We start from the raw sequence: 20915 nt of genomic DNA, 5'->3' as shown, positions 1-20915 counted from the left end.
GCTATGAGCGACGCACGAATCGCCGTGGCGATGCCACCCGGGAGAACATGCTGAAAGCGGCGGTGCGCTCGCTGGCCACCGGAGACCCCGGCGCAGTGTCGGCCAGCAAGATCGCCCGCGAGATCGGCGCCACCTGGGGTGCGGTCAAATATCAGTTCGGCGATAACGACGGGCTCTGGGCCGCCGTGCTGCACTACACCGCCGAGCGGCGAGCCGAAATGCTCACCTTCACCGACACCGCGGCACCGCTTCGTCAGCGAGTCGCCGGCATCATCGACACCCTCTACGCGGGACTCACCTCCCCTGACTCCCGTGCGATCGAAAATCTGCGTGCCGCGTTGCCGCGCGATCACACCGAACTCGAACAGCTCTACCCGCGCACCGCCGCCGAGCTCGCATCCTGGGGCCACGGCTGGCTCGAAACCTGCCAAAACGCCTTCGCAGACCTCGGCGTGGACCCCGACCGCGTCGAGGAGATCGCAGCGCTGATTCCAGGCGCCATGCGCGGCATCAACTCCGAACGCCAACTCGGCACCTACTCCGACCTCGACAAGGCTCGGCGTGGACTCACCAACGCCATCGTCGCCTACCTCGAGGATTCGGGACGCACGGCGGTTTGACGATCACCCGACCCGGATCAGCAGCGCTGAACCCGCCAGAGATTCACTGGTGCGGGAGCTGGTGTGCGGCCCGGCTTTGCGCGTACACCAACAGTTTTGGTGGTGCTGACGGAAGCGCCGGGCCACGTTCGCGGCAATGCTGCATGAGCGACTACGCTCACCGCAATATCGGCATGGGTGACGTGATCAACGAGGGAAGGCGTAATGGAGGATCTCGCCGCGCGATTCGAGGAATTGGGTCGCCTGGTACCGATCCCCCACCCATGGGACATAACGGAATACATCGCGCGGGTGGCAGAGTACCGGGGACGGCCGATCACGTTGTGCCCGATCGACATCGGCGCACTCTCGGGCAACGGATGCGGCACCGGAAGTGGCCTGTGGATTGCCCGGGAAAGCGACGACGTGATCATGTACGGAGCCGACTCCGAATGGCATGCCGATCACATCATCGCCCACGAGATCGGTCACATGCTGCTCGGCCACGGGACCGCGAGCGGTCCCGGGGCCGCCGTGGCTGATCTGTCGTTGCGCGAATTGATGCCCTCGCTGTCGCTGGAAACCATCCGCAGCGTACTTCGGCGCCAAGACTACGGCAGTGAGCGCGAGCGCACCGCCGAAACCTTCGCCGACCTGCTACTGGTCGAAGCGATGCTGCCGAAGCGGTCAGCGAGCCGGTTCCGCTCCACGTTCTTCCGAAACCGGCACCGATGAGATGACCTCCCCGATCCCGGGTCTGATCACCTGGCCCGTCCTGACAGGCCTCACGATGGTGCTCGCCGGTCGGTGGTGGCTGCTGCGCGACAGCACCGTCGACCGACTCATCAACCGCGGACTCGCCGCCGCTCTCGCCGAAAACCTGTTACGGGACGCTTGGTTCGAACAGTCACTGGCCTGGCTACTGCCCGGCGACGACACCGAAGTGGTGAACATCGCCCGACAGCTCTCACTCGGAGCAACCCTGTTGACCATGTCGAATATCTACGGCCTCGCCAAGTTGTGGGCAGGCGCCGACCCCGCCCACACATGGCGCAGGCAGCGGCGCTACTACCTCGTCACGATCACCGCCACCACCGTCATCCTGATCGCAGGCACACCCGCCCGCCACGCCAACCAGTTGATCGACCAAACCCTCGGCTGGCCCGCTGTCGTGGTCTGTCTCGCGTTCTCCCCGCCGCTCGGCGCTACAGCCCTGCTCCTAGCCCGGGTGAGTGTGCGCGAGATGCGCACCGCAGGCGACACCACCTGGCAGGAACGTGCACTGTACACAGCGGTCCTGGGCACCATAGCGGGCCTCGGGGCGATAGCGGTCGGATACCCGCTCGGGACCATCACCAGTCTCATGACAGGCCGACCGTCATTCGATCCCGAGATGCACTGGGAAGCATGGGGCGGCTTCCTTCTCTCGGCCGTCGCCGCTCCCACCACGATCACCGTGCCGCTGATCAGCACCCTGCTCACCCACATCGGATGCGACCGCACCGGCCGATACTGCCGCCGCCTGCGGCCGATGTGGGCCGATCTCACCGCAGCCGTACCCGAAATCGTCCTGCAGACGCGACGCGACCACAACGGCCGAACAGACCCAGCCATCCGTCTGCACCGCATGATGGTCGAGATCCTCGACAGCCTGCTACATCTCGAGCGCTACAGCGACAGCCCCGACGATCTCGCCGCCACCGGCGACGACCCACATACCCATGCCCGCCGCATCGCCGATGCCATCGCCACCAAAGCTGCCGGGCGCCCCCCGAGAGCTAGCCGGCTCACGCGCCGGCACCAAATCCAGCCGGGGGCACGCGACCTCACCACGGAACTGCGCCAACTACTCGCACTCGCCAAGGCATGGCGGCACGTCCGCGGCATGACAAAGTCGCCATCGCGTACATATGTGTATCCGCCAGCGCACGGACGCGGTGCGGCATCCTCCCCGACCTCGGCTCGGTCATCGGCCCTGGATAAGGAGCCTTGCAACGATTCCCAACGCGCGCTCGAGCACCAAATGAAAAACGGCCCGGAACATTTGAGTTCCGGGCCGTTTCCCTAGTAGCGGGGACAGGATTTGAACCTGCGACCTCTGGGTTATGAGCCCAGCGAGCTACCGAGCTGCTCCACCCCGCGTCGGTAAACACAACATTACACACGTCTACGCACGGAAGGCAAATCGCTTATCTTCCAGGGGGTTTACCCTGGTCAGCCGGGCCGGATAGCCCGTGGCGGGGCAGGTCGGGCGAGGTTGCGCAGACGGCTCCGACGGGCGGCGGCGGGCAGCTACCGAATCCATCCACCGAACCCGAGCGAGCGCAGCGGCGAAAGCCGTTTCAAATGCAACAGGCCACTCACCCAAGGGCTTCAAACGTGACCTGAGTCACTATTTCGCAGTGATACCGAACACATAACGGTGCTATAACCGACCGACCGGAATCCATTCTTATGGCATTTGCGACCTGCGCAAACATCGATATACACGTTATTCGCTTCATACAATGGGGAAGTTATCAAGATGTGATCTGATGAGATTTCTTCGTTACCGTCGAGCCACGGCCCGGATCAAACGTGATGGGCTCGAACTCGAACCGCCGAACACCGGCGACCCTGTCCCGCGGTCCGAGGATCCCCGACACACCTGGGGGCAGGGACTCGGCATTTTGCATTACCGGGGGCGGTGGGCGCAGGGAGGGAATACAACATGTCGAAGCACCGAAAGCTCAGCACCCGCGCCCTCGGCTATGCCGCTGTCACCGGCGCAATCGTTGCCGTCCCGTTCGGTCTTTCCACCGGCACCGCAGCGGCCGCCCCGACCCACAATTGGGATGGCGTCGCGCAGTGTGAAAGCGGTGGCAACTGGGGTATCAACACCGGAAATGGCTACTACGGCGGTCTGCAGTTCTCGCAGAGCACCTGGGCGGCCAACGGTGGCCACGGTTCCGCCAATAGCGCCAGCAAGGACGAGCAGATCCGGGTGGCCGAGAATGTGCTCGCCACCCAGGGTGCGGGCGCCTGGCCGGTCTGCGGTCAGTACCTGCGCACCGGAGAATCAGCGCCGAGCCCGGCACCGGCTGTCGTCGAGCCGGAGCCCGCCGCTCCCGAGGCTGCCCCTGCCCCCGTCTCCAGCGTCAAGTCCGCCATCGAGCAGGCCCGGTCCGCGGGCTACCAGCTGGCCAAGCAGAACGGCCTCGAAGGCCAGTACCAGCAGCTGCTGGACCAGAACGGTGCACTGATCGACTCGTTCGGTCGCTGACGTAGGAATCCGACGTCACTCGGCAACGGCGCCGAGGTGGACGTCGGTTCGACGTCAATGAGAACGGCCCCGTCACCCGGATTTCCGGGTGACGGGGCCGTTCTCGTCGGATCAGCGACCGGCGTCCTGATACGCCTTCACCGCGGCGTCCAGTTCCTCCAGTGCCTTGCCGAAGTCCTGGAAGCTCCCGGACTTCATGGCATTTCGCACATTCTCGATCTTCTTACTCAGCTCCGCGGCCGCGGCATCCTTGGCGCCGGAACCAGTCGCGGGCGGCGGCGTGGTGCCCTGTGACGGCGGTGTCGCGCCCTGCGTCGGCGGCGTGGCGCCGTGATCCGTCGGTGGCGCGGTACCCGGTTTCGGCCTGCTCGCGGGATCACCGCCGAACGGCGTGGCCAGCGAACCTGTCCCCGGCAGCACCTGGTTCAGCGCATCGGCCAGGGTGGAGGCGAAGCCGACCTTGACACTGCCCGCCACATCGCGATAACTCACCAGCACCCGCAGCAGCTGCGGGAAGGTGGAGCTGCCCGCGCCGGTATTTCGCTCGTTGTAAAACGGCTCCACATAAAGGATTCCGCCGTCCGCGATCGGCAATGTCAGCAGATTGCCATATCTGATCTTGTTCGAGTTCGACAGCAGTGTTTTCTGACTGGAGACTTCCGGTGCCGTCGTCATACTGTTCTGCGTTTGTTGCGGACCCTGTGTTTGCGTATCGGTCGGCAATTGCAAGATCGTGAATTTGCCGTAGCCGTCCGGATCCGAGCGCACCGAAATATAGGCGGACAGGAACTGCCGGTTGTAGCCGACCATGGCGCTGGTCAGATTGAATACCGGCTTATTGTTCGCCGACGCATCACCCAGCAGCACGTAGTACGGCGGCTGATTGAAGGTGCCACCCTCGGTGGTCGGATCGCTCGGCACCGACCAGAAAGCGTTGTTGGTGAAGAACTCTCGCGGATTGTCCACGTGGTACTTGGTCAGCATTTCGCGCTGCACCTTGAACAGATCCTCGGGATAGCGGAAGTGCGCGCGCAGTTCCGGTGAGATCTCGCTCTCCGGCTTGACCGCGCCAGGGAACACACCGCGCCAGGCCTTGAGCACCGGGTCGGTCGGGTCCACCTCGTAGAGGGTCACCGTGCCGTCGTAGGCGTCGACGGTGGCCTTCACCGAGTTGCGGATGTAGCTGACCTCCTTGCGCGGCAAGAGCCTTCCGGTCTTCTTATCGATGCTGTCCTCGACAGCCCCCTCCAGCGAGGTGGTCTGCGCGTACGGGTAGTTGTCCAGCGTGGTGTACGCGTCGACGATCCACTGGATCCGGCCGTTGACGACCGCCGGATAGGCATTGCCGTCGGTGGTCAGCCAGGGCGCCACCTTCTGCACCCGCTCGCGCGGGCTGCGGTTGAAGATGATCTTGGAGTCGTCGCCGATGGCCGAGGAGAACAGCAGATTGCGCTCGGTGTACTTGGCCGCGAAGGCCAACCGGTTGAACCAGTTCCCGATCGAGACGCCACCCTTGCCGCTGTAGGTGAATTGCGCTGTGTCGGAATCGTATTCGCGCGGGTGCTGACCGTTGGAGGCGCCTACGATCGCGTAGTCCGGATTGGACTGCGAGATCAGCTCGCCGTAGTAGATGCGCGGCTGGTCGACCTTGATCTGCTGCTGGTCGGTCGAGTTGAACAGGTCGCTGACCAGGAAGATGGGATATCCGCTGTCGCTACTGCCGCCGGTGTTGGCATTGGGGTCCTCGTACTGCGGCCGGTTGACCCGGTTGGCGGGCGCCGCGACGAAGCCGTTGCCGTGGGTGTAGACGGTGTGCTTGTTGATCCAGTCGGTCTGGTTACCGCTCAGCGCCGACGGGTGCAGTTCACGGGCGGCCACAATGTAGTCCTGGATATCGCCGTTGAGGTTGTAGCGGTCGATGTCCAGCGACTCCGGGAAGCCATAGAAGTTCTTCAGCTGCTTGAGCTGAGTGAACGTGGGCGACAGGATATTCGGGTCGAGCAGGCGGGCATTGCCGATCGTCGCCGCATCCACCGGAACTTCCAGCGGACTCTTCGAACTGTCGCCCTTGTAGTCCTTGTACTCGATCTTGTCCGAGGTGATGCCGAACGCCTGCCTGGTCGCGGCGATATTGCGTTCGATGTATTCACTCTCTTTGTCGGCGGCGTTCGGGCGCACCGAGAACTGCTCGACCACCAGCGGCCACACCGCGCCCACCAGGACCGAGGAGAGCACGAGCAGCGCGGCCGCCATCGCGGGCACCCGCAGATCGCGCAGCACGATACCGGCGAAGAAGGCGATCGCGCAGATCACCGCGATGGACAGCAGGATCAGCTTCGCGGGCAGTACCGCGTTGATATCGGTGTAGGAGCCACCGGTGAAGGTCGGCTCCTTACGACTGCTCGACAGCAGCTCGTAGCGGTCGAACCAGTAGGCAATCGCCTTGAGCAGCACGAAGATTCCGGCGATCACCGCGAGCTGGATGCGCGCGGGCCTGGTCAGCGTGCCCTCGCGCCCGGTCAGACGCAGGCCGCCGAAGACGTAGTGCGTCACCAGGCTGGCGAAGAATGCGATCACCACCGCGACGAACAACCAGTTCAGCACCATCCGGTAGAACGGCAGGTCGAAGGCGTAGAACCCGACATCCAGGCCGAACTGCGGATCCTTCTGGCCGAACGAATCGCCATTGAGGAACAACTGCACGGTGACCCAATTCGACTGCGCCACCAAACCGGAGAGCACGCCGAGCACCAGCGGAATGCCGATCCCGAACAACTTGAGCCGGCTCATCACGGTGGTGCGGTAGCGCGCGATCGGATCGTTCGGACCCGCCACCGGTATGAATACCGGCCTGGTCCGGTACGCCAGCAGCAGCGCCAACCACACGACAAGACCGACGAACAACGCGACGACGATGAACAACAGGATCCGCGTGCGCAGCACGGTGAGATAGACGTTGCGGAAACCGACCTCGCCGAACCACAACCAGTTCGTATAGGTGTCGGTCAGCCGCGGTCCCAGCAGCAGCAGCGCCGCCAGAATGATGGCCGCCACCAGCAGCACTCGGCTGCGTCGGGACAACGAAGGTAAGCCGGTGGGGGGCCGCATGCCCACGATGCCACTCTCCAAGGTCCGGCGGCGCGCGCACCGATGTTCTCGGCCGTGACACCGCAGTCCGATGTTGCAGGTGGTCCAAAGCGGACCGTTTCGGCCCACTCTACGGAATCTGAGAGGGTACAGACCGGTGGGTTGCAATTGGTCTGCGATTACGCACGCACCGAGCTATCGATTCCGAGTGTTTGATTGGATATCGATGTGACCGCAGACCTGCACGCCGAACTCGTCCTCGCCCGTTCCGTCCGTGAAGTGGCGGAATTCGTCGATGCCGAGGGCTGGGGCAGACCGCCGCAGATGTTCGCGCTGGTGCCGACCGTCGATCTGGTCGCGGCCGAGCCCGGATTGCTCGATCAGCTGGATCAGGGCAGCGAGCTCACTCCCATTGCGCAGGAGTCGTTCCCGGCGGACATCACCGGCGGATCGATGGCGCTCGACGAATTCCTCGCCACCACCAGCTGGCCCGATGGCGTGAGCGGCTGTGTGCTCGTCCAGGAGATCGTCGTGCTGCCGCCGGATGCCGAGAGCACTCTCGACGATGCGCTCACCCCGCTACTCGCCGATCACGAGGCCGCCGACGCCGCCGCGCGCGCCGCGGCCGAGACCCATCCGGGGCGACGCACGGCCCGGCTGTTCGCCGCGGTACTGCGCACCGGCGCGGAGCTGTGCCTGCTGCAGGTCAAGCCCGAGGACGATGCCGACGACTTCGGCGATCTCGACCTGCGCACCTATCCGAATCTGGCGCCCAACCTGGTCGAGGCACTGCACCACACGATGGAGTGATCAGCCGCAGGAGACGGTCTCCCGACCAGCGTTGATGTCGTTGAGTGATTGCACTGCGCCGCTGAGGTTTTCGACCTTCACCAGGCGCAGTCCGTCGGGCGTACGCTGTTTTGCCTCATTGCAGTTGGCCGCCGGGACCAGGAAGGTCTGCGCACCCGCATCGCGCGCGGCCATCATCTTGTACTGGATGCCGCCGATCGGACCGACCTTGCCGTCCTGATCAATGGTTCCGGTACCGGCGACGAACTTGCCACCGTCGAGTTCACCGGGCGTGAGCTTGTCGATCAGCGCGAGGCTGAACATGAGACCGGCCGACGGTCCACCGATATCGGCGAGGTTGAACGAGACCCGCATGGGCGGGCGCGCGCCCTCGGTCGGGGTCAGGCCGAGGTAGCCCTTGTTCGCGTCGTCGGGGCGGGCGGCCAGGGTGATGGTCGCGGTTTGTTCGGTGTTCTCCCGACGGTAGGTCACGGTGATCTGACTGCCCGGCGCCTGCGAGGACACCGCGGTGACGACATCCTTGGGCGTGGCGATCGGTGCGCCGTTGACGCTGACCAGTTCGTCGCCCGCCTTAAGCGTCTCTTTGGCCGGGCCGTCGTCGGAGACCTTTCGCACCAGCACCACCGTCGGCAGGTTCAGCAAGTGCAGCGCCGCCACCTCGGCATTGCCCTCGGAATCCTTGAAGTCCTCCTGGTTGGACTTATCGATCTCCTCGCGCGGCACACCGGGCGGATATACCTCGGCGCGCGGGACCAGTCCGTGCTCACCACTGACCCAGAATCCGAACGCCTCGAAGATATTGAGTCCGTCGCGGACCGAGACCGTTGTCATATTCAGATGACCGGTCACCGGGTCTACTTCGGCGCCGCGGACGTCGACAACCTGCTTGCCATCGACCGAGCCGAGGGTATTGAACGTGGGTCCCGGCCCGAGTGCGACGAAGGGCACAGTGAGCAGGCTGCCCACCACGCCGAGGACGAGCACCGGGATCAGGGCGGCCACCAGGGTCAGGATCCGACGATTCACCTGGACCACAGTAATGATCGCCGCCGCGCCCGGTCGTGCGAGGCGCGTATTTACCGGCGTACGCGTGCCGGAGATTTCGCGCCGCGCGAACATCGACCCCCTACACCGCGCGCGTAAGGTTTGCAGTATGAGTGACCTCCCCTTCGGATTCTCGAACCGCGATGACGACGACCGCAGGCGCGGCGACGAGCCGAGCGGTGCCGGGGCGAACGATCCGTTCGGCCTCGGCGGGGCGGGCGCGGGCGGTTTCGATCCGGCCCAGCTCGGCCAGATGCTCACGTCACTCGGCCAGATGCTCAGCGGGATGGGCCAGCCCAGTTCGGCGCAATCCGGCCCGGTCAACTACGACGTCGCCAAGCGGTTGGCCCGTCAGCAGCTCGGGGCGAGTATGACGCCGGTCTCCGATAGCACGGTCAAGGCCGTTGCCGATGCCGCGCATCTGGCCGAACTGTGGCTCGACGGCGCTACCACGCTGCCCGCGGGCGCCAGCAGAACCGCGGCCTGGACCGCCAACGACTGGATCGAGGAAACGCTGCCGACCTGGAAGCGGTTGTGCGATCCGGTGGCCGAACAGATCTCCGGCATGTGGACCGCGCAGTTGCCGGAGGAGGCACGCGAATTCGCCGGTCCGATGGTCGGCATGCTCGGGCAGATGGGCGGGCTCGCCTTCGGCTCGCAGCTCGGGCAGGCGCTCGGCCAACTCGCCAAGGAGGTGCTGACCTCCACCGATATCGGGCTGCCGCTCGGCCCGACCGGCACCGCCGCGCTGCTGCCAGCGGCAATCTCGGAGTTCAGCGCCGGACTCGAGCAGCCCGAAAGCGAGATCCTGGTCTTTCTCGCGGCCCGCGAAGCCGCCCACCAGCGCCTGTTCGGACATGTGCCGTGGCTGCGTCAGCAGGTGCTCGGCGCGGTCGAGGACTATGCGCGCGGCATCAAGATGGACTTCTCCGCACTGGAGTCGGCGGCCCAGAATATCGACCCGATGTCGCTGACCGATCCCTCGAAACTCGAGGAGATCCTGTCCCAGGGCACGTTCGAACCGCAGACCACCCCGGAACAGAAGCAGGCCCTGGAGCGGCTGGAAACGCTGCTCGCCCTGATCGAGGGCTGGGTGCAGGTCGTGGTCACCGAGGCGATCGGTGACCGCCTACCGGGTGCCGGTGCACTCGCCGAAACGCTGATCCGCCGCCGCGCCACCGGTGGTCCGGCCGAGCAGACCTTCGCGACGCTGGTCGGACTCGAGCTGCGGCCCCGCAAGCTGCGCGAGGCGGCGGCGCTGTGGCGGCGGCTCACCGCCGATGCGGGGATCGACGCCAGGGACGCCGTCTGGGCGCATCCGGATCTGCTGCCGAACTCCGATGATCTGGACTCCCCCGCGGGCTTCATCGATTCGGTGATCGGCGGCGGCGTGGACGCCTTCGACGATCCACTGGCCCAGTTGGCCGAAACCGAGGCACGCGAAAAGGCCGAACGCGAGGCCGCCAAGGGTGACGGCGAATCCGGGCCGGACCTCGGCAAGGACACCGACGCGTCCTGAGAGGTGTCCTGTTGATAAACGCGAATTCCTGTGGACTACCGCAGGATTCGCGCTGAATCGTCGATAGCCCCATCCGCATACTGCTGCCATGACGACGAGGCGGATGGGCGGGCCGATGCTGGCGCCGCGGGTGACCGTATTGGTTCGGTCGTCCGGGGTCGTGCAATTGGGGTGGGATCCAGAGCGTGCGCTGCTACTGGATCGGACCGCATTGGATACCGACACCGTGCTGGCATTCCTGCGGCTGCTGGACGGTATGCACAGTCGCCCGCAGGTCATCTGGCGGGCCGAGGAATGTGGGATCGAACCCGCGGACGCAACGGAGCTGCTGAATCGCATCGATGACGCGGGCCTGCTGCTGCATCCGGATCCGCGGTTGGGGCGGGTGCGTTCGGTGCGGGTGCACGGGCTCGGGCCGCTATCGGATGCGGTCGCGGCCGGGTTACGGCGGCTCGGGCTGCGGCCGATCCGCTCGCGCGGTTACCGCCCCGACGATTCGGTGCTGGATTGGCACGGTGAGCTCGTGGTGCTGGCCGATGCGCTCGTCATCGAACCGCGCCTGGCCAATGAGCTGGTGCTGCACGGGATTCCACATCTGCAGGTGCGCATTCGCGACGGCAAGGGCGTGGTCGGGCCGCTGGTGTTTCCCGGTCTGACGAGCTGCCTGCGCTGTCTCGATCTGACCCGCTGCGAGTACGACCCGGAGTGGCCGCAGTTGGCGAGCCAATTGCTCGGCCGGGTCGGGCACGCCTCACCGGCCGGAATCCTGGCGACGGCGGCATTGCTGCTCGGCGAACTCGAGGCGATCATGCTCTGTTCTCCCGAGCGTCAGCTCGACACGATGAACGCCACGATCGAACTCGAACTCGATACGCACCGGATCTCGCGCCGGGAATGGCCGCAGCACGACGGCTGCGGATGCCGCCGTATTTTCGCTGCTCCCGCCGGATGAGAGTGTCAATTCTTACAGGCCGCCAAGCAAAGACATCAAGATTGTCGTGGCGATCGCACGGGTCTGTCCGCCATGATGGGTTACGTGTCTGAGATCGTGCGCCGTCGCTCGTCCCGCAATGCCAAGTTAGCCAAGATTCCGCTGGGTATCGCCGGACGAGCCGCCGTCGGGTTCGGTAAGAAGCTGGCCGGTGGCGATAAGGGGGAGATCAACGCCCAGTTGAACCAGAAGGCCGCCGAGCAGTTGTTCACCGTGCTCGGTGAGCTCAAGGGTGGCGCGATGAAGTTCGGTCAGGCGCTGAGCGTCATGGAGGCCGCGGTACCCGAGGAATTCGGCGAACACTACCGCGAGGCACTCACCAAACTGCAGGCCGCCGCGCCGCCGATGCCCGCCGAGACCGTACACCGGGTCCTGGACCAGCAGCTCGGCACCCAGTGGCGGCAGCGATTCAAATCCTTCGACGACACCCCGGCCGCATCGGCGAGCATCGGCCAGGTGCACAAGGCGGTGTGGTCGGACGGCCGGGCCGTCGCGGTGAAGGTGCAGTATCCGGGCGCCGACGAGGCGCTGCGCGCCGACCTCAAGACACTGTCGCGGATGACCGGTCTGATCGCCTCGGTGATCCCGGGCGCGGATGTGAAGCCGCTGCTGGCCGAGATCACCGATCGCACCGAGGAGGAACTCGACTACCGCAACGAGGCCGCCAATCAGCGCGCCTTCGCCAAGGCCTTCGACGGACATCCGGAGATCGTGGTGCCGAAGGTGGTGGCCAGCGCGCCGAAGGTGATCGTGACCGAATGGCTGAACGGCATCCCGGTCTCACAGATCATCAAGCAGGGGGTCGAAGATCCGGAGGGCACGCGTGCGCTGCGCAACCGGGTCGCCGGACTGATGGGCAAATTCCACTTCTCCTCGCCGGAGACCGTCGGTCTGCTGCACGCCGATCCGCATCCCGGCAACTTCATGATGCTGCCCGACGGCAAACTGGCCGTCATCGATTTCGGCGCCTGCGCGCCCATGCCGGACGGGTTCCCGGAGGTCCTCGGCCGGATGCTGGCCCTCGAACTGGACGAACGCTTCGATGAATTGGTCGAGCTCATGTACGACAGCGGGTGGGTGATTCCGGGGCGGACCGTTACCGATAAGGAAATCGCCGACTACCTGCGGCCGTTCACCGACCCGATCCAGACCGATTCGTTCCACTTCACCCGCAAGTGGATGCAGCGGGTGGCAGGTAAGGCCTCCGAGATCGGCAGTCCGGATATGAAAACCGCGCGGGCACTGCAGTTGCCCGCGCAGTACGTGATGATCTTCCGTGTGCTCGGCGGTTCGGTCGGCATCCTGGCCCAGCTCGATGCGGAACTGCCGTTCATGCAACTGGTGCGGGCCTGGATGCCGGGCTTCCGCGAGGAGCGCTCCGCTAGCTGAAAACTCGAAAGAGATTGGCCGAGAACGCAAACGAGCCGCCCACCGGATCTTACGGTGAGCGGCTTGTTTGCTTTCTCGTTCCTGGGCCCTGCCCGTAACCGGATAGGCCTCAGCGACCGGAGGGAGGGGAATCACAGATCTCATGCCGAGATCGCGACCTTGCGTGGACGTCCACGCGGGCGCTTGCGGGCGATCACGACACCCTGGTCGAAGATCTCACCGCCCCAGACACCCCACGGCTCGCCCCGATCCATGGCTGCGGTCAGGCAGCCCTTTCGGATCGGGCAGGACGCACACAGCGCCTTGGCCTGCTCCAACTGGACCGGGCTCTCGGCGAACCAGAGATCGGGGTCTCCGGCTCGACAAGGCAGGACCTTTGTGACCTCCCGGGGGCGGGTGGGCCGTGCCACGGTTCGGCATGTCACGTCAGTAGTGGCTTGTGGCCTCTCTGCGGTGAACACGTCGTTCTCCTTCAGCTCGTTTGCAGCGGTACGTTCGTTCGTTCCGCGAAACCGAGGCCGGTGGTGGCTGAAGGGCCGGTAAAAAATACTGGCCACGGTTTCGCTTCGGGCGATCCGTGGCCAGGAGGTCGGGGGGTGTTCCCTACCTAGTTCGACATCTCTGTCGAATCCTGATCACGGTCGCTGGGTGTGCGGTGCGGCGGAGGCGTGCTGCCCGCAGATCTGCCGGTGCATATCCGGCCTCAGCTGCGAAGACGCCAGCTTCTGCCGTAATGGCAGAGGCCGGGTGCCAGCCCGCGCTGGGCTTGTCCTGAATGACGACGCGACTCGGGGAATGCATGCTCATGGCTTTGCCTTGATCCCCGAATACGCCGACACCGGACAGACCGATCCCCTGCAAAGCAGCGAGGATCCCCCGGGAGGCCGACATGACGGGCGCAGCATTCACCGCAACGCCAGTGGCGCTGAAGTTCGTATTGCCATTCATCGGTCTGCCTCCCTCCTGTACTCGTGTCGGTAACTCTGCGCGCCGAGATGACCTCCCGGTGCGTGAATCCCACCATATGTGTTGCCGCTCATTGCGACAACCTATTTTCTACCTGCGGTTTTGTGGGCTTGACCGCAGCCGTGATGCCACTATCGACAACACCTCGGCCCCGTACTGCTCGAGCTTCTTCGCCCCGATTCCGGGTATGGCGGCGAGTGCGTTGTCATCGGCGGGCAGTTGCTCGGCGATCGCGGTGAGTGTCGTGTCGGTGAAGATCACGAACTCGCGCACCCGCAGATCCTGCGCTTTCTCCTCGCGCCACGCCTGTAGCGCCGCGAGTAGCTCGGCGTCCAGTTCGGCCGGGCAACGGCGGCAGCGGCCGAGCATAGTGGCGTAGGTGCCGATCAACGGTTTGGCACATACCCGACAGGTCGGGCGCGCACCATTCGAGGCACTGTCGGCAACAGGTGCGGCGATTCGCGAGGCCGGCGAGTCGTCGGGCACCAGGCCGTTGAGGAATCGCGAGCGCCGGCGCGTGCGCCTACTGCCCCCGCCGCGCGAGAGCGCCCAGGACAATTGCAGATACTCGCGTGCCCTGGTCACGCCCACGTAGAGCAGTCGCCGTTCCTCTTCGAGCGCCGCCTGATCGGCAACCGAGCCGTCGTCGCCGAGCACATGCGCGATCGGCAGCGTGCCGTCGGCGACGCCGACCAGGAATACCGCATCCCACTCCAAGCCCTTCGCCGCATGCAACGATGCGAGGGTTACGCCCTGGACGGTGGGCGGGTGCCTGGCCTCGGCGCGTGCTGCCAACTCGCGCAGCAAGCCGATCAGGTCGAGTGCGTCCTCGTGGTCGACCAACTCTTCGGTCAGGCGCACCAGCGCCATCAACGATTCCCAACGCTCACGCGCCTGGGCTCCCGCGGGTTCGGTTGCGGTAAGTCCGACGGGCGCGAGTGCGGCGCGCACCAAGGTAACCAAGGCCTTACCACTGCGGGACTGGTCGGGTAGATCCTCGCGAGCGGCTACCTGGCGCAGTGCGGATATGGCTTGCCTGACCTCATTTCGGGCGAAAAACCCCTCGCCACCGCGGACCTGGTAGGGAATGCCGAGTTCGGTCAGCGCCTGTTCATAGGCCTCGGACTGCGCGTTGATCCGATAGAGCACCGCGATCTCGGCAGGGGGCGTGCCCGCGGCGACCAGTTTCTTGATAGACCGCGCGACCGCATGAGCCTCGGCCGGACCGTCGTCGAATTCGGCGAATACCGGTTCCGGGCCGTCGTCGCGCTGGCCGACCAGTTGCAGCCGGGTGCCCGCGATGCGACCGCGCGCGGCGCCGATCACCCGGTTGGCCAGTGAGACCACCTGCGGCGTCGAGCGATAGTCGCGTTCCAGCCGGACCACCGTCGCCTCGGGAAAGCGGCGGGAGAAGTCGAGCAGATAACTCGGGGTAGCACCGGTGAAGGAGTAGATCGTCTGATTCGCGTCGCCGACCACGGTCAAATCGTCGCGGTCGCCGAGCCAGGCGTCGAGCACCCGCTGCTGCAATGGCGTGACGTCCTGATACTCGTCGACCACGAAACTGCGGTAGCGCCCGCGGAATTCGTCGGCCACCGACGCGTAGTCCTCCAGCGCGGCGGCGGTGTGCAGCAGCAGATCGTCGAAGTCGAGCAGTAGTCCGTCCGGTGTTGCCTTCAACTTCTCGTAGCCGCTGTAGGCGGCCGCGACCCGCATCGGGTCATACGGCGGCTCGCGGCGGTGTTTGGCCACGGCCGCCGGATAGTCTTCCGGTGCGATGAGAGTGGCCTTCGCCCATTCGATTTCGGTGAGCAGATCGCGCACGGCTTCGGTGTGCGAGGACAATCCGGCCTGATGCGCGGCCTGTGCAACGACCGGAAATTTGCGATCGAGCAACTGCCACGGCACATCGCCGACGATCTGCGGCCAGAAGTATTTGAGCTGGCGTAGCGCGGCCGCGTGAAAGGTGCGCGCCTGCACCTGATTGGCCTCGCCGCCGAGACCGAGCGCACGCAGACGGTTGCGCATCTCCCCCGCCGCGCGCGCGGTGAATGTCACCGCGAGCACCTGGTCGGCCTTGACGTGTCCGGCGGAAACCAGATGCGCGATGCGGTGGGTGATGGTTCTGGTTTTGCCGGTACCGGCACCGGCGAGCACACAGACCGGGCCCCGGGGCGCGCGGACGGCCGCGGCTTGTTCGGGGTCCAGCGAGTCCAACTCCGGGCGGGTGGGCTCGCTCGTACTGGTTGCCGACACGACACACATCATGGCAGTGCCCGCCGACAAGTGGTCGCGCAAGGGATCCGGTCCGGATCGGACTCCGCCGTTTCGCGGGCTCGGTCGCGCGGCTAGCGATCGCGTAGGCGACGCAGTGCACTGGCGAACGCGCTCGTATCGCCGTCGAGCGGGGCGAAGAATTCGTGGTCACAGTTCTCGACCGCGATTATCGCCCGATTCGCCAGTGCCACACCGGCTTCGGTGGGTACGAGGGCCTTGGCCCTGCGGTCGTGCGGATGGTCACGTCGCTCGAGCAGCCCCTTCTGCTCGAGTGCGCGCAACACCTGGGAGGTCATCATCGGGTCGGTGGCGGCGTGGGCGGCCAGATCGCGTTGCATGACCGGTTCGTCGCGTCCCGCGGCGAGGTAGGTCAGCGCGGCCAGTAGGACGAACTGCACGTGGGTGAGGTCGTAGGAAGCGAGGGCCGCGCGCTGAGCGGCCTGCCACCGGTTGGTCACCTGCCAGAGCAAGAGGCCGGGACTTTCGTCCGCCTCGGCGAATCGGCTGCGCAGGCCTCGGTCCTCACTCATCTGCCTCCTTGACCACTGGTTCGTCGATCATCGCCTGTGCGATCACGGCGAAATCGTGCGCGGTCAGTTCGACCAGTCCACGGCGCAGCACCATTCCCCAATTCGGCGCACTCGTGAGATCCAGTTCACCGCGCAGTTCGTCGATGGGAGCCTCGCGAGCATCGGTCCGATAGTGCACCGCGCGCCGCCACGGCTGGAAGCAGCCACCATCCTGCGGATCCGCCTGCCAGACCGGCCGGTCGTCGATGGTGCCGATAGCGGTGAAGGATCGGATCTGCGCACCGCTGCGCATACCCTCGCGCGGCGAGTAATAGAGGAACCCATCGCCGGGACGCATGCGTTCGAGCGGCGTCCGCTTGCCATGGTTGACCTGGGCGATGCCGAGTTCGACACCGCGGCGCACATGTTCCCGGGAGACCACCCCCAGCCAGTACTTCATACGAGCACCGCCTCCGCTGCGGCGACGAGCGCACGCAGATCGGGCTCCACCGATTCGGCGATGTCCGCGCCCATCACCTTGGTCCAGAACCAGCTCAGCGGTCCCTCGATCGAGACGGTCACCGTCACCGTTGTTCGCGCGGGGCCGGTGGCGACCTGGTGGTCGAAGATCAGGCGGGCGCCGATGAGCTTGGAGACATCGACGAACTCGCTCTCGGAAAGCCGCTCGACGATGAACGGCACCTTGGGACCGCCCTTCGGCTTCAAAGCGCCGGTGGCACCCTGCGCGAACGGCCCGTCCAGACGGACCCATTCGGTGTCGTTGTTCCATTCCGGCCAGGTGGCCATATCCGCCCACTTGGCGAAGAAGGCGGCGGGCGCCGCGGTCGACGTGGCCTGTGCGGTGGCGATCGTTGTCATGAATTTAGTATGCGCGCTTACTAAACCCTGTGCAAGCCCGGTTTCTGAGTCCGGTGGAACAGGATCAGGCCGTCAAATGTTGAACCGTCCGTGACTGACGTGACTCCCGCTCTGACGATGTACTCGACCACCTGGTGCGGCTACTGCCGACGGCTGAAGAAGCAGTTGGACGAGTCCGGCATCAGCTATGTCGAGATCGATATCGAAGACGATCCCGCATCGGCCGAATTCGTCGGCAGTGTGAACGGCGGCAACCATGTGGTGCCGACGGTGAAGTTCGCGGATGGGTCAACGGCGACGAATCCGTCGCTGGCCGCGGTCAAACAGGCATTGGCCGCGCTGGCCTGATCAGGCTGCGATCGTTCCGTGCGGACCGTGTAGCCCGCACGGAGCTTTCGTATGTCTTCGATCAGAGCGCGGCCCAGGACTCCACGATCGTGCGTGCGATGGAAATCGAGCCCGGCAGCAGTAACCGTGCGCCCTGGTTCTGGGCGGACCAGTCACCGACGGCCAGCGCCTCGCGCACCTCGGCCCGAGTGAACCAGTAGGCCTCGGCGATCTCGCCATCCGAAAAAATCAGCGGCTGATCGGGATCGGCGATGGCGGCGAAGCCAAGCATGAGCGAGCGCGGGAACGGCCACGGCTGACTGCCCAGGTAGGTGATATCGCGCACGTCGAGTCCGACTTCCTCGCGCATCTCGCGCTCGACGCATCGCTCCAACGACTCCCCTGCCTCCACGAATCCGGCGAGCAGCGAGAACAGCGTCTTCGGCCAGGTGTGCTGGCGGGCCAGCAGAACCCGCTCGCCGCCGTCGTGGATCAGGCAGATGACGGCCGGATCGATCCGAGGGAACTCCTCATGGCCGTTCTCGGTGACCCGCGACCAACCGCCCTTGGTCGCAGTGGATGCCGTGCCGTCGGCGGCATTGAATCCGGCCTTGTCATGCCAGTTCAGCAGGGCCATGGCAGAGGTGAGCAAGTCGGCGGTGAGATCGTCGAGACCGCCCGCCATGGCACGCAGATCGGTCAGCGTGCCCTGCAGTTCGGCATCACGCACGGCCCACACGTGTTTGCCGCCGTGGATGCCGAGGAACACCGCGGCCGGATTCGGCTCGGCAGACAGTTCGATCGCCGGTTCCAGTACCAGCGCACCGTCGTCGAAGCGGAACTGCCCGCGCTTGTTGATACGGAGCAACTCGGCCTCGGCCCAGCCCTCCTTCAGCGTCTGTTCGTCGGCCCGGATCTCCTCGGCCCGGTCGAGCACTGAACGCGAAAGCAGTGGAACACCATTGAGCTGAAATCCAGAGGCCACGGTCCGAGACTATCGCGCCGGTATTACCGGCCTGCGTGCCGGATGTAGAGCAGCTTGTCGGTCGCTTCCAGCGCGTCCACCTCGGCCTCGCCGACCCGGATCAACTCACCGCCGCGCACCACGCCGAGCACGATATCGCCGAGATGGCGCGGGGAGCCGCCGACCTCCGACGGTTCCACATCGCGTTCGGCGACCGCGAAGCCCTGTTCGGGGGTCAGCAGATCCTCGATCATCTCCACCACGGTCGGGGTGGTGGTGGCGATGCCGAGCAACCGGCCCGCGGTCTCGGAGGAGACGACCACCGAATCCGCACCGGACTGGCGCAGCAAGTGGGTGTTCTCGGCCTCCCGGATGGCGACCACGATCTTGGCGCTCCTATTGAGTTCGCGCGCCGTGAGACTCACCAGGACGGCGGTGTCGTCCCGGTTGGCGGCGACCACGACCGAGGCGGCCCGCTGCACACCGGCCAACCGGAGCACATCGGATTGGGTGGCCGAACCGTGCACCGTCACCAGACCCGCATTCGCCGCGCCCTCCAGCGCGACCGCATCGGTATCGACCACGACGATATCGGCGGGCTGTACGCCGTCGCCGAGCATGGCGTCGATCGCGGTGCGGCCCTTCGTCCCGTATCCGACGACCACGGTGTGATTACGCACGCTGCGCCTCCAACGCTGGATCTTGAATGCCTGCCGGGAGCGCTCGGTGAGCACGCCGATAGTGGTACCGACGAGCACGATGAGGAAGAGCACGCGTAGCGGCGTGATGATGACGATATTGGCCAGCCTGGCCTCGGCGGTCACCGGCGCGATATCGCCGTAACCAGTGGTCGACAGCGATACCGTCGCGTAGTAGAAGGCGTCGAGGAACGACAGCTCGTCACCGGAATTGTCGTGGTACCCAGCGCGACCGAAATACACCACCAGCGCCGCGGCGAACAGCAAGCCGATAGCGAAGAGCACCCGGCGCACCAGCGAAGCCCATGGGCTGTTCTGGATTTCGGGAATACGCAGCACCCCGACCAGCGCGAAATCCGGACGACTCGACAGTCCGACACTGCGTGCGCGATCACCGAACACCGCAGGCACCCGCCCCTGTACTCGCCACGGCCTCGGCCGTCTCCGGCGTTGCTTGTCCCTCCGGCACGCACGGCAGCCTACCGGGTCCCGGCAGCCACGCCTGACCCCGACGCGAACGGTTGGTGAATCTCTCCGATCATTCCGGGGGCGTCGGCGCCGCATTCCGGATCAGCTCGGCCAGTTCGTCCGGGCCGGGAAGTTCGGCGGGCGCGATGGTGCGTCCGGTGCGCACGTAATGGAATGCGGCGCCGATCCGTTGGAGCATTTCCGCTTCGGTGCCGTGGTCGCGCGCCGCCATAAGCCTGGCCCAGGCCAGTCGGTAGACGGCCAGCTGCATGGCGACCGCCGGCTCGTCGGCGGTTGCGGGTTCGGCACCGGTTTTCCAGTCGACCACGATCCAGCCGCCGCCGGGTTCGGCGAAGACCGCGTCCATCCGGCCCCGGATGACCGTGCCAGCGATCGAGGTTTCGAAGGGGATCTCCACTTCGAGCGGGCTGCGATGGGCCCATGGCGAGTTGAGGAAGGACTCCTGCATGGTGACCAGCTCGGTGTCCAGGCCCGCGTCGGCGGCAGTGTTGTCGGCCGCGCCGGGAAGTTCATCGAAGCCGAGCAGCCGGTCGGCGGCGAACCAGCGCTGCACCCAGGCGTGGAATGCGGTGCCGCGGCGGGCCAGTGGATTCGGCGGGAAGGGCAGTGGGCGGCGCAGGCGAGCGGCGAGTTGGGTTGGGTCGGCGCGCATTTCGACGAGGGCGGTTGCGGCGATCTGGCCGGGGAGTTCGACTTCCTGGGCGATGGCTTGGTCGGCTTCGAATTCGGCGAGGAGGGCGTCGACGTCGGCGGACCAGCCGTCGGGATCGGCGGGATCGGGCGCGTGGTCGGCGGAATGGTCGTGCGGCGGTGCGGGTTCGGAGGTCGGCGAGCCGAACTCGTCCGGGGGGGGCTCGAAGTTGTCGAACGGCGGCGCGAAGCCGTCTGACGGCGGCTCGAAGTCGTCGAAGGGCGGTGCAAAGCTGTCTGACGGCGGCTCGAAGTCGTCGAAGGGCGGTGCAAAGCTGTCTGACGGCGGCTCGAAGTCGTCGAGCGTCCGCGCGAAGCCGTCTGACGGCGGCTCGAAGTCGTCGAGCGTCCGCGCGAAGCCGTCTGACGGCGGCTCGAAGTCGTCGAGCGTCCGCGCGAAGCCGTCTGACGGCGG

Annotated in this window: 19 protein-coding genes and 1 tRNA gene; 9 read left to right on the top strand and 11 right to left on the bottom strand. The window is 65.7% G+C overall.

Translation table 11 applies throughout. The features are described from left to right. The first annotated feature begins 47 nt into the window (after nt 1–47). From ACIBJI_RS33635 to ACIBJI_RS33625, 3 genes are all read left to right on the top strand, one after another. Nucleotides 48–620, top strand: a complete 573-nt coding sequence (locus tag ACIBJI_RS33635; RefSeq protein ID WP_364359345.1) for a TetR/AcrR family transcriptional regulator — start codon at nt 48–50, stop codon at nt 618–620. 204 nt (nt 621–824) lie between these two features. Continuing rightward, nucleotides 825–1334, top strand: a complete 510-nt coding sequence (locus ACIBJI_RS33630) for a hypothetical protein (protein ID WP_396958722.1) — start codon at nt 825–827, stop codon at nt 1332–1334. 1 nt (nt 1335) lies between these two features. Further along, nucleotides 1336–2667 (top strand): MAB_1171c family putative transporter, encoded by a 1332-nt coding sequence (locus tag ACIBJI_RS33625; protein WP_397087281.1) that lies wholly within the window; start codon nt 1336–1338, stop codon nt 2665–2667. Here the strand turns inward: ACIBJI_RS33625 and ACIBJI_RS33620 are convergent. Continuing rightward, a tRNA-Met gene (locus tag ACIBJI_RS33620) sits at nt 2668–2741 on the bottom strand. It lies immediately after the preceding gene. Between the two features lie 568 nt (nt 2742–3309). Between ACIBJI_RS33620 and ACIBJI_RS33615 the strand changes: the two genes are divergently transcribed. Continuing rightward, a complete protein-coding gene (locus ACIBJI_RS33615) occupies nt 3310–3861 on the top strand; it encodes a transglycosylase family protein (RefSeq protein WP_364356750.1) in 552 nt (183 codons plus the stop codon). Between the two features lie 111 nt (nt 3862–3972). Here ACIBJI_RS33615 and ACIBJI_RS33610 read toward each other — a convergent pair whose 3' ends face one another. Next, nucleotides 3973–6975, bottom strand: a complete 3003-nt coding sequence (locus tag ACIBJI_RS33610) for a UPF0182 family protein (protein ID WP_364356753.1) — start codon at nt 6973–6975, stop codon at nt 3973–3975. A 201-nt stretch (nt 6976–7176) separates the two neighbouring features. Here ACIBJI_RS33610 and ACIBJI_RS33605 point away from each other — a divergent pair, with 201 nt between their 5' ends. Next, nucleotides 7177–7758: a PPA1309 family protein gene (locus tag ACIBJI_RS33605; RefSeq protein WP_364356756.1), complete on the top strand. Its 582-nt coding sequence runs from the start codon at nt 7177–7179 to the stop codon at nt 7756–7758. Here the strand turns inward: ACIBJI_RS33605 and ACIBJI_RS33600 are convergent, their stop codons facing one another. Further along, the gene (locus ACIBJI_RS33600; RefSeq protein ID WP_396958724.1) at nt 7759–8784 is read right to left on the bottom strand and encodes a PDZ domain-containing protein; all 1026 of its coding nucleotides are present in this window, start codon (nt 8782–8784) and stop codon (nt 7759–7761) included. Nucleotides 8785–8911: 127 nt separating this feature from the next. Between ACIBJI_RS33600 and ACIBJI_RS33595 the strand changes: the two genes are divergently transcribed. The 3 genes from ACIBJI_RS33595 to ACIBJI_RS33585 all read left to right on the top strand — a co-directional run bounded on the left by ACIBJI_RS33595 (nt 8912) and on the right by ACIBJI_RS33585 (nt 12701). Next, nucleotides 8912–10321 (top strand): zinc-dependent metalloprotease, encoded by a 1410-nt coding sequence (locus tag ACIBJI_RS33595; RefSeq protein ID WP_397087278.1) that lies wholly within the window; start codon nt 8912–8914, stop codon nt 10319–10321. A gap of 88 nt (nt 10322–10409) precedes the next feature. Further along, nucleotides 10410–11273 carry a hypothetical protein gene (locus ACIBJI_RS33590; RefSeq protein ID WP_396958726.1) on the top strand — a complete coding sequence of 288 codons (864 nt, stop codon included), beginning with the start codon at nt 10410–10412 and terminating at the stop codon, nt 11271–11273. Between the two features lie 75 nt (nt 11274–11348). Beyond that, complete coding sequence (locus ACIBJI_RS33585) at nt 11349–12701, top strand: ABC1 kinase family protein (RefSeq protein ID WP_396958727.1); 1353 nt, start codon at nt 11349–11351, stop codon at nt 12699–12701. A gap of 140 nt (nt 12702–12841) precedes the next feature. On the opposite strand, the gene ACIBJI_RS33580 is transcribed toward ACIBJI_RS33585, so the two are convergent. The 5 genes from ACIBJI_RS33580 to ACIBJI_RS33560 form a co-directional block, all read right to left on the bottom strand. Beyond that, the gene (locus tag ACIBJI_RS33580; protein WP_396958728.1) at nt 12842–13162 is read right to left on the bottom strand and encodes a WhiB family transcriptional regulator; all 321 of its coding nucleotides are present in this window, start codon (nt 13160–13162) and stop codon (nt 12842–12844) included. Between the two features lie 595 nt (nt 13163–13757). Then, on the bottom strand, nt 13758–15932 hold the full coding sequence (locus tag ACIBJI_RS33575; RefSeq protein WP_364356771.1) for an ATP-dependent DNA helicase UvrD2: 2175 nt from the start codon (nt 15930–15932) through the stop codon (nt 13758–13760). A gap of 83 nt (nt 15933–16015) precedes the next feature. Then, nucleotides 16016–16474 (bottom strand): MarR family transcriptional regulator, encoded by a 459-nt coding sequence (locus tag ACIBJI_RS33570; protein ID WP_364356774.1) that lies wholly within the window; start codon nt 16472–16474, stop codon nt 16016–16018. Continuing rightward, on the bottom strand, nt 16467–16913 hold the full coding sequence (locus tag ACIBJI_RS33565) for an EVE domain-containing protein (protein WP_364356777.1): 447 nt from the start codon (nt 16911–16913) through the stop codon (nt 16467–16469). The genes ACIBJI_RS33570 and ACIBJI_RS33565 overlap by 8 nt, the downstream gene beginning before the upstream one ends. After that, nucleotides 16910–17332, bottom strand: coding sequence for a hypothetical protein (locus tag ACIBJI_RS33560; RefSeq protein WP_364356780.1), 423 nt, complete (start codon nt 17330–17332; stop codon nt 16910–16912). Before ACIBJI_RS33560 ends, ACIBJI_RS33565 begins: the two co-directional genes overlap by 4 nt. 117 nt (nt 17333–17449) lie before the next feature. On the opposite strand from ACIBJI_RS33560, the gene ACIBJI_RS33555 reads away from it, so the two are divergent. Further along, the gene (locus tag ACIBJI_RS33555) at nt 17450–17680 is read left to right on the top strand and encodes a mycoredoxin (protein WP_364356912.1); all 231 of its coding nucleotides are present in this window, start codon (nt 17450–17452) and stop codon (nt 17678–17680) included. 61 nt (nt 17681–17741) lie between these two features. Here ACIBJI_RS33555 and nudC read toward each other — a convergent pair whose 3' ends face one another. From nudC to ACIBJI_RS33540, 3 genes are all read right to left on the bottom strand, one after another. Continuing rightward, nucleotides 17742–18644 (bottom strand): NAD(+) diphosphatase, encoded by a 903-nt coding sequence (gene nudC, locus ACIBJI_RS33550; protein ID WP_396958730.1) that lies wholly within the window; start codon nt 18642–18644, stop codon nt 17742–17744. Nucleotides 18645–18667: 23 nt separating this feature from the next. After that, nucleotides 18668–19723, bottom strand: a complete 1056-nt coding sequence (locus ACIBJI_RS33545) for a potassium channel family protein (protein ID WP_364356786.1) — start codon at nt 19721–19723, stop codon at nt 18668–18670. 136 nt (nt 19724–19859) lie between these two features. Continuing rightward, nucleotides 19860–20915 (bottom strand): PD-(D/E)XK nuclease family protein (locus ACIBJI_RS33540; protein ID WP_397087276.1); only part of this gene is annotated, 1056 nt, incomplete at its 5' end.

It is taken from the genome of Nocardia sp. NPDC050408 (genome assembly GCF_044458905.1).
Classification (GTDB): domain Bacteria; phylum Actinomycetota; class Actinomycetes; order Mycobacteriales; family Mycobacteriaceae; genus Nocardia.
Note: the sequence above shows the minus strand (reverse complement) of the source record. Positions and strands in the feature narration are given on the sequence as shown.

Bases quoted from the DNA above. Each gene is read 5' to 3' on its own strand.
- ACIBJI_RS33615 (WP_364356750.1), top strand. From the start codon at position 3,310: ATGTCGAAGCACCGAAAGCTCAGCACCCGCGCCCTCGGCTATGCCGCT.
- ACIBJI_RS33635 (WP_364359345.1), top strand. From the start codon at position 48: ATGCTGAAAGCGGCGGTGCGCTCGCTGGCCACCGGAGACCCCGGCGCA.
- ACIBJI_RS33590 (WP_396958726.1), top strand. From the start codon at position 10,410: ATGACGACGAGGCGGATGGGCGGGCCGATGCTGGCGCCGCGGGTGACC.
- ACIBJI_RS33570 (WP_364356774.1), bottom strand. From the start codon at position 16,474: ATGAGTGAGGACCGAGGCCTGCGCAGCCGATTCGCCGAGGCGGACGAA.
- ACIBJI_RS33575 (WP_364356771.1), bottom strand. From the start codon at position 15,932: ATGTGTGTCGTGTCGGCAACCAGTACGAGCGAGCCCACCCGCCCGGAG.
- ACIBJI_RS33625 (WP_397087281.1), top strand. From the start codon at position 1,336: ATGACCTCCCCGATCCCGGGTCTGATCACCTGGCCCGTCCTGACAGGC.
- ACIBJI_RS33560 (WP_364356780.1), bottom strand. From the start codon at position 17,332: ATGACAACGATCGCCACCGCACAGGCCACGTCGACCGCGGCGCCCGCC.
- ACIBJI_RS33630 (WP_396958722.1), top strand. From the start codon at position 825: ATGGAGGATCTCGCCGCGCGATTCGAGGAATTGGGTCGCCTGGTACCG.
- ACIBJI_RS33555 (WP_364356912.1), top strand. From the start codon at position 17,450: ATGTACTCGACCACCTGGTGCGGCTACTGCCGACGGCTGAAGAAGCAG.
- ACIBJI_RS33585 (WP_396958727.1), top strand. From the start codon at position 11,349: ATGGGTTACGTGTCTGAGATCGTGCGCCGTCGCTCGTCCCGCAATGCC.
- ACIBJI_RS33565 (WP_364356777.1), bottom strand. From the start codon at position 16,913: ATGAAGTACTGGCTGGGGGTGGTCTCCCGGGAACATGTGCGCCGCGGT.
- ACIBJI_RS33595 (WP_397087278.1), top strand. From the start codon at position 8,912: ATGAGTGACCTCCCCTTCGGATTCTCGAACCGCGATGACGACGACCGC.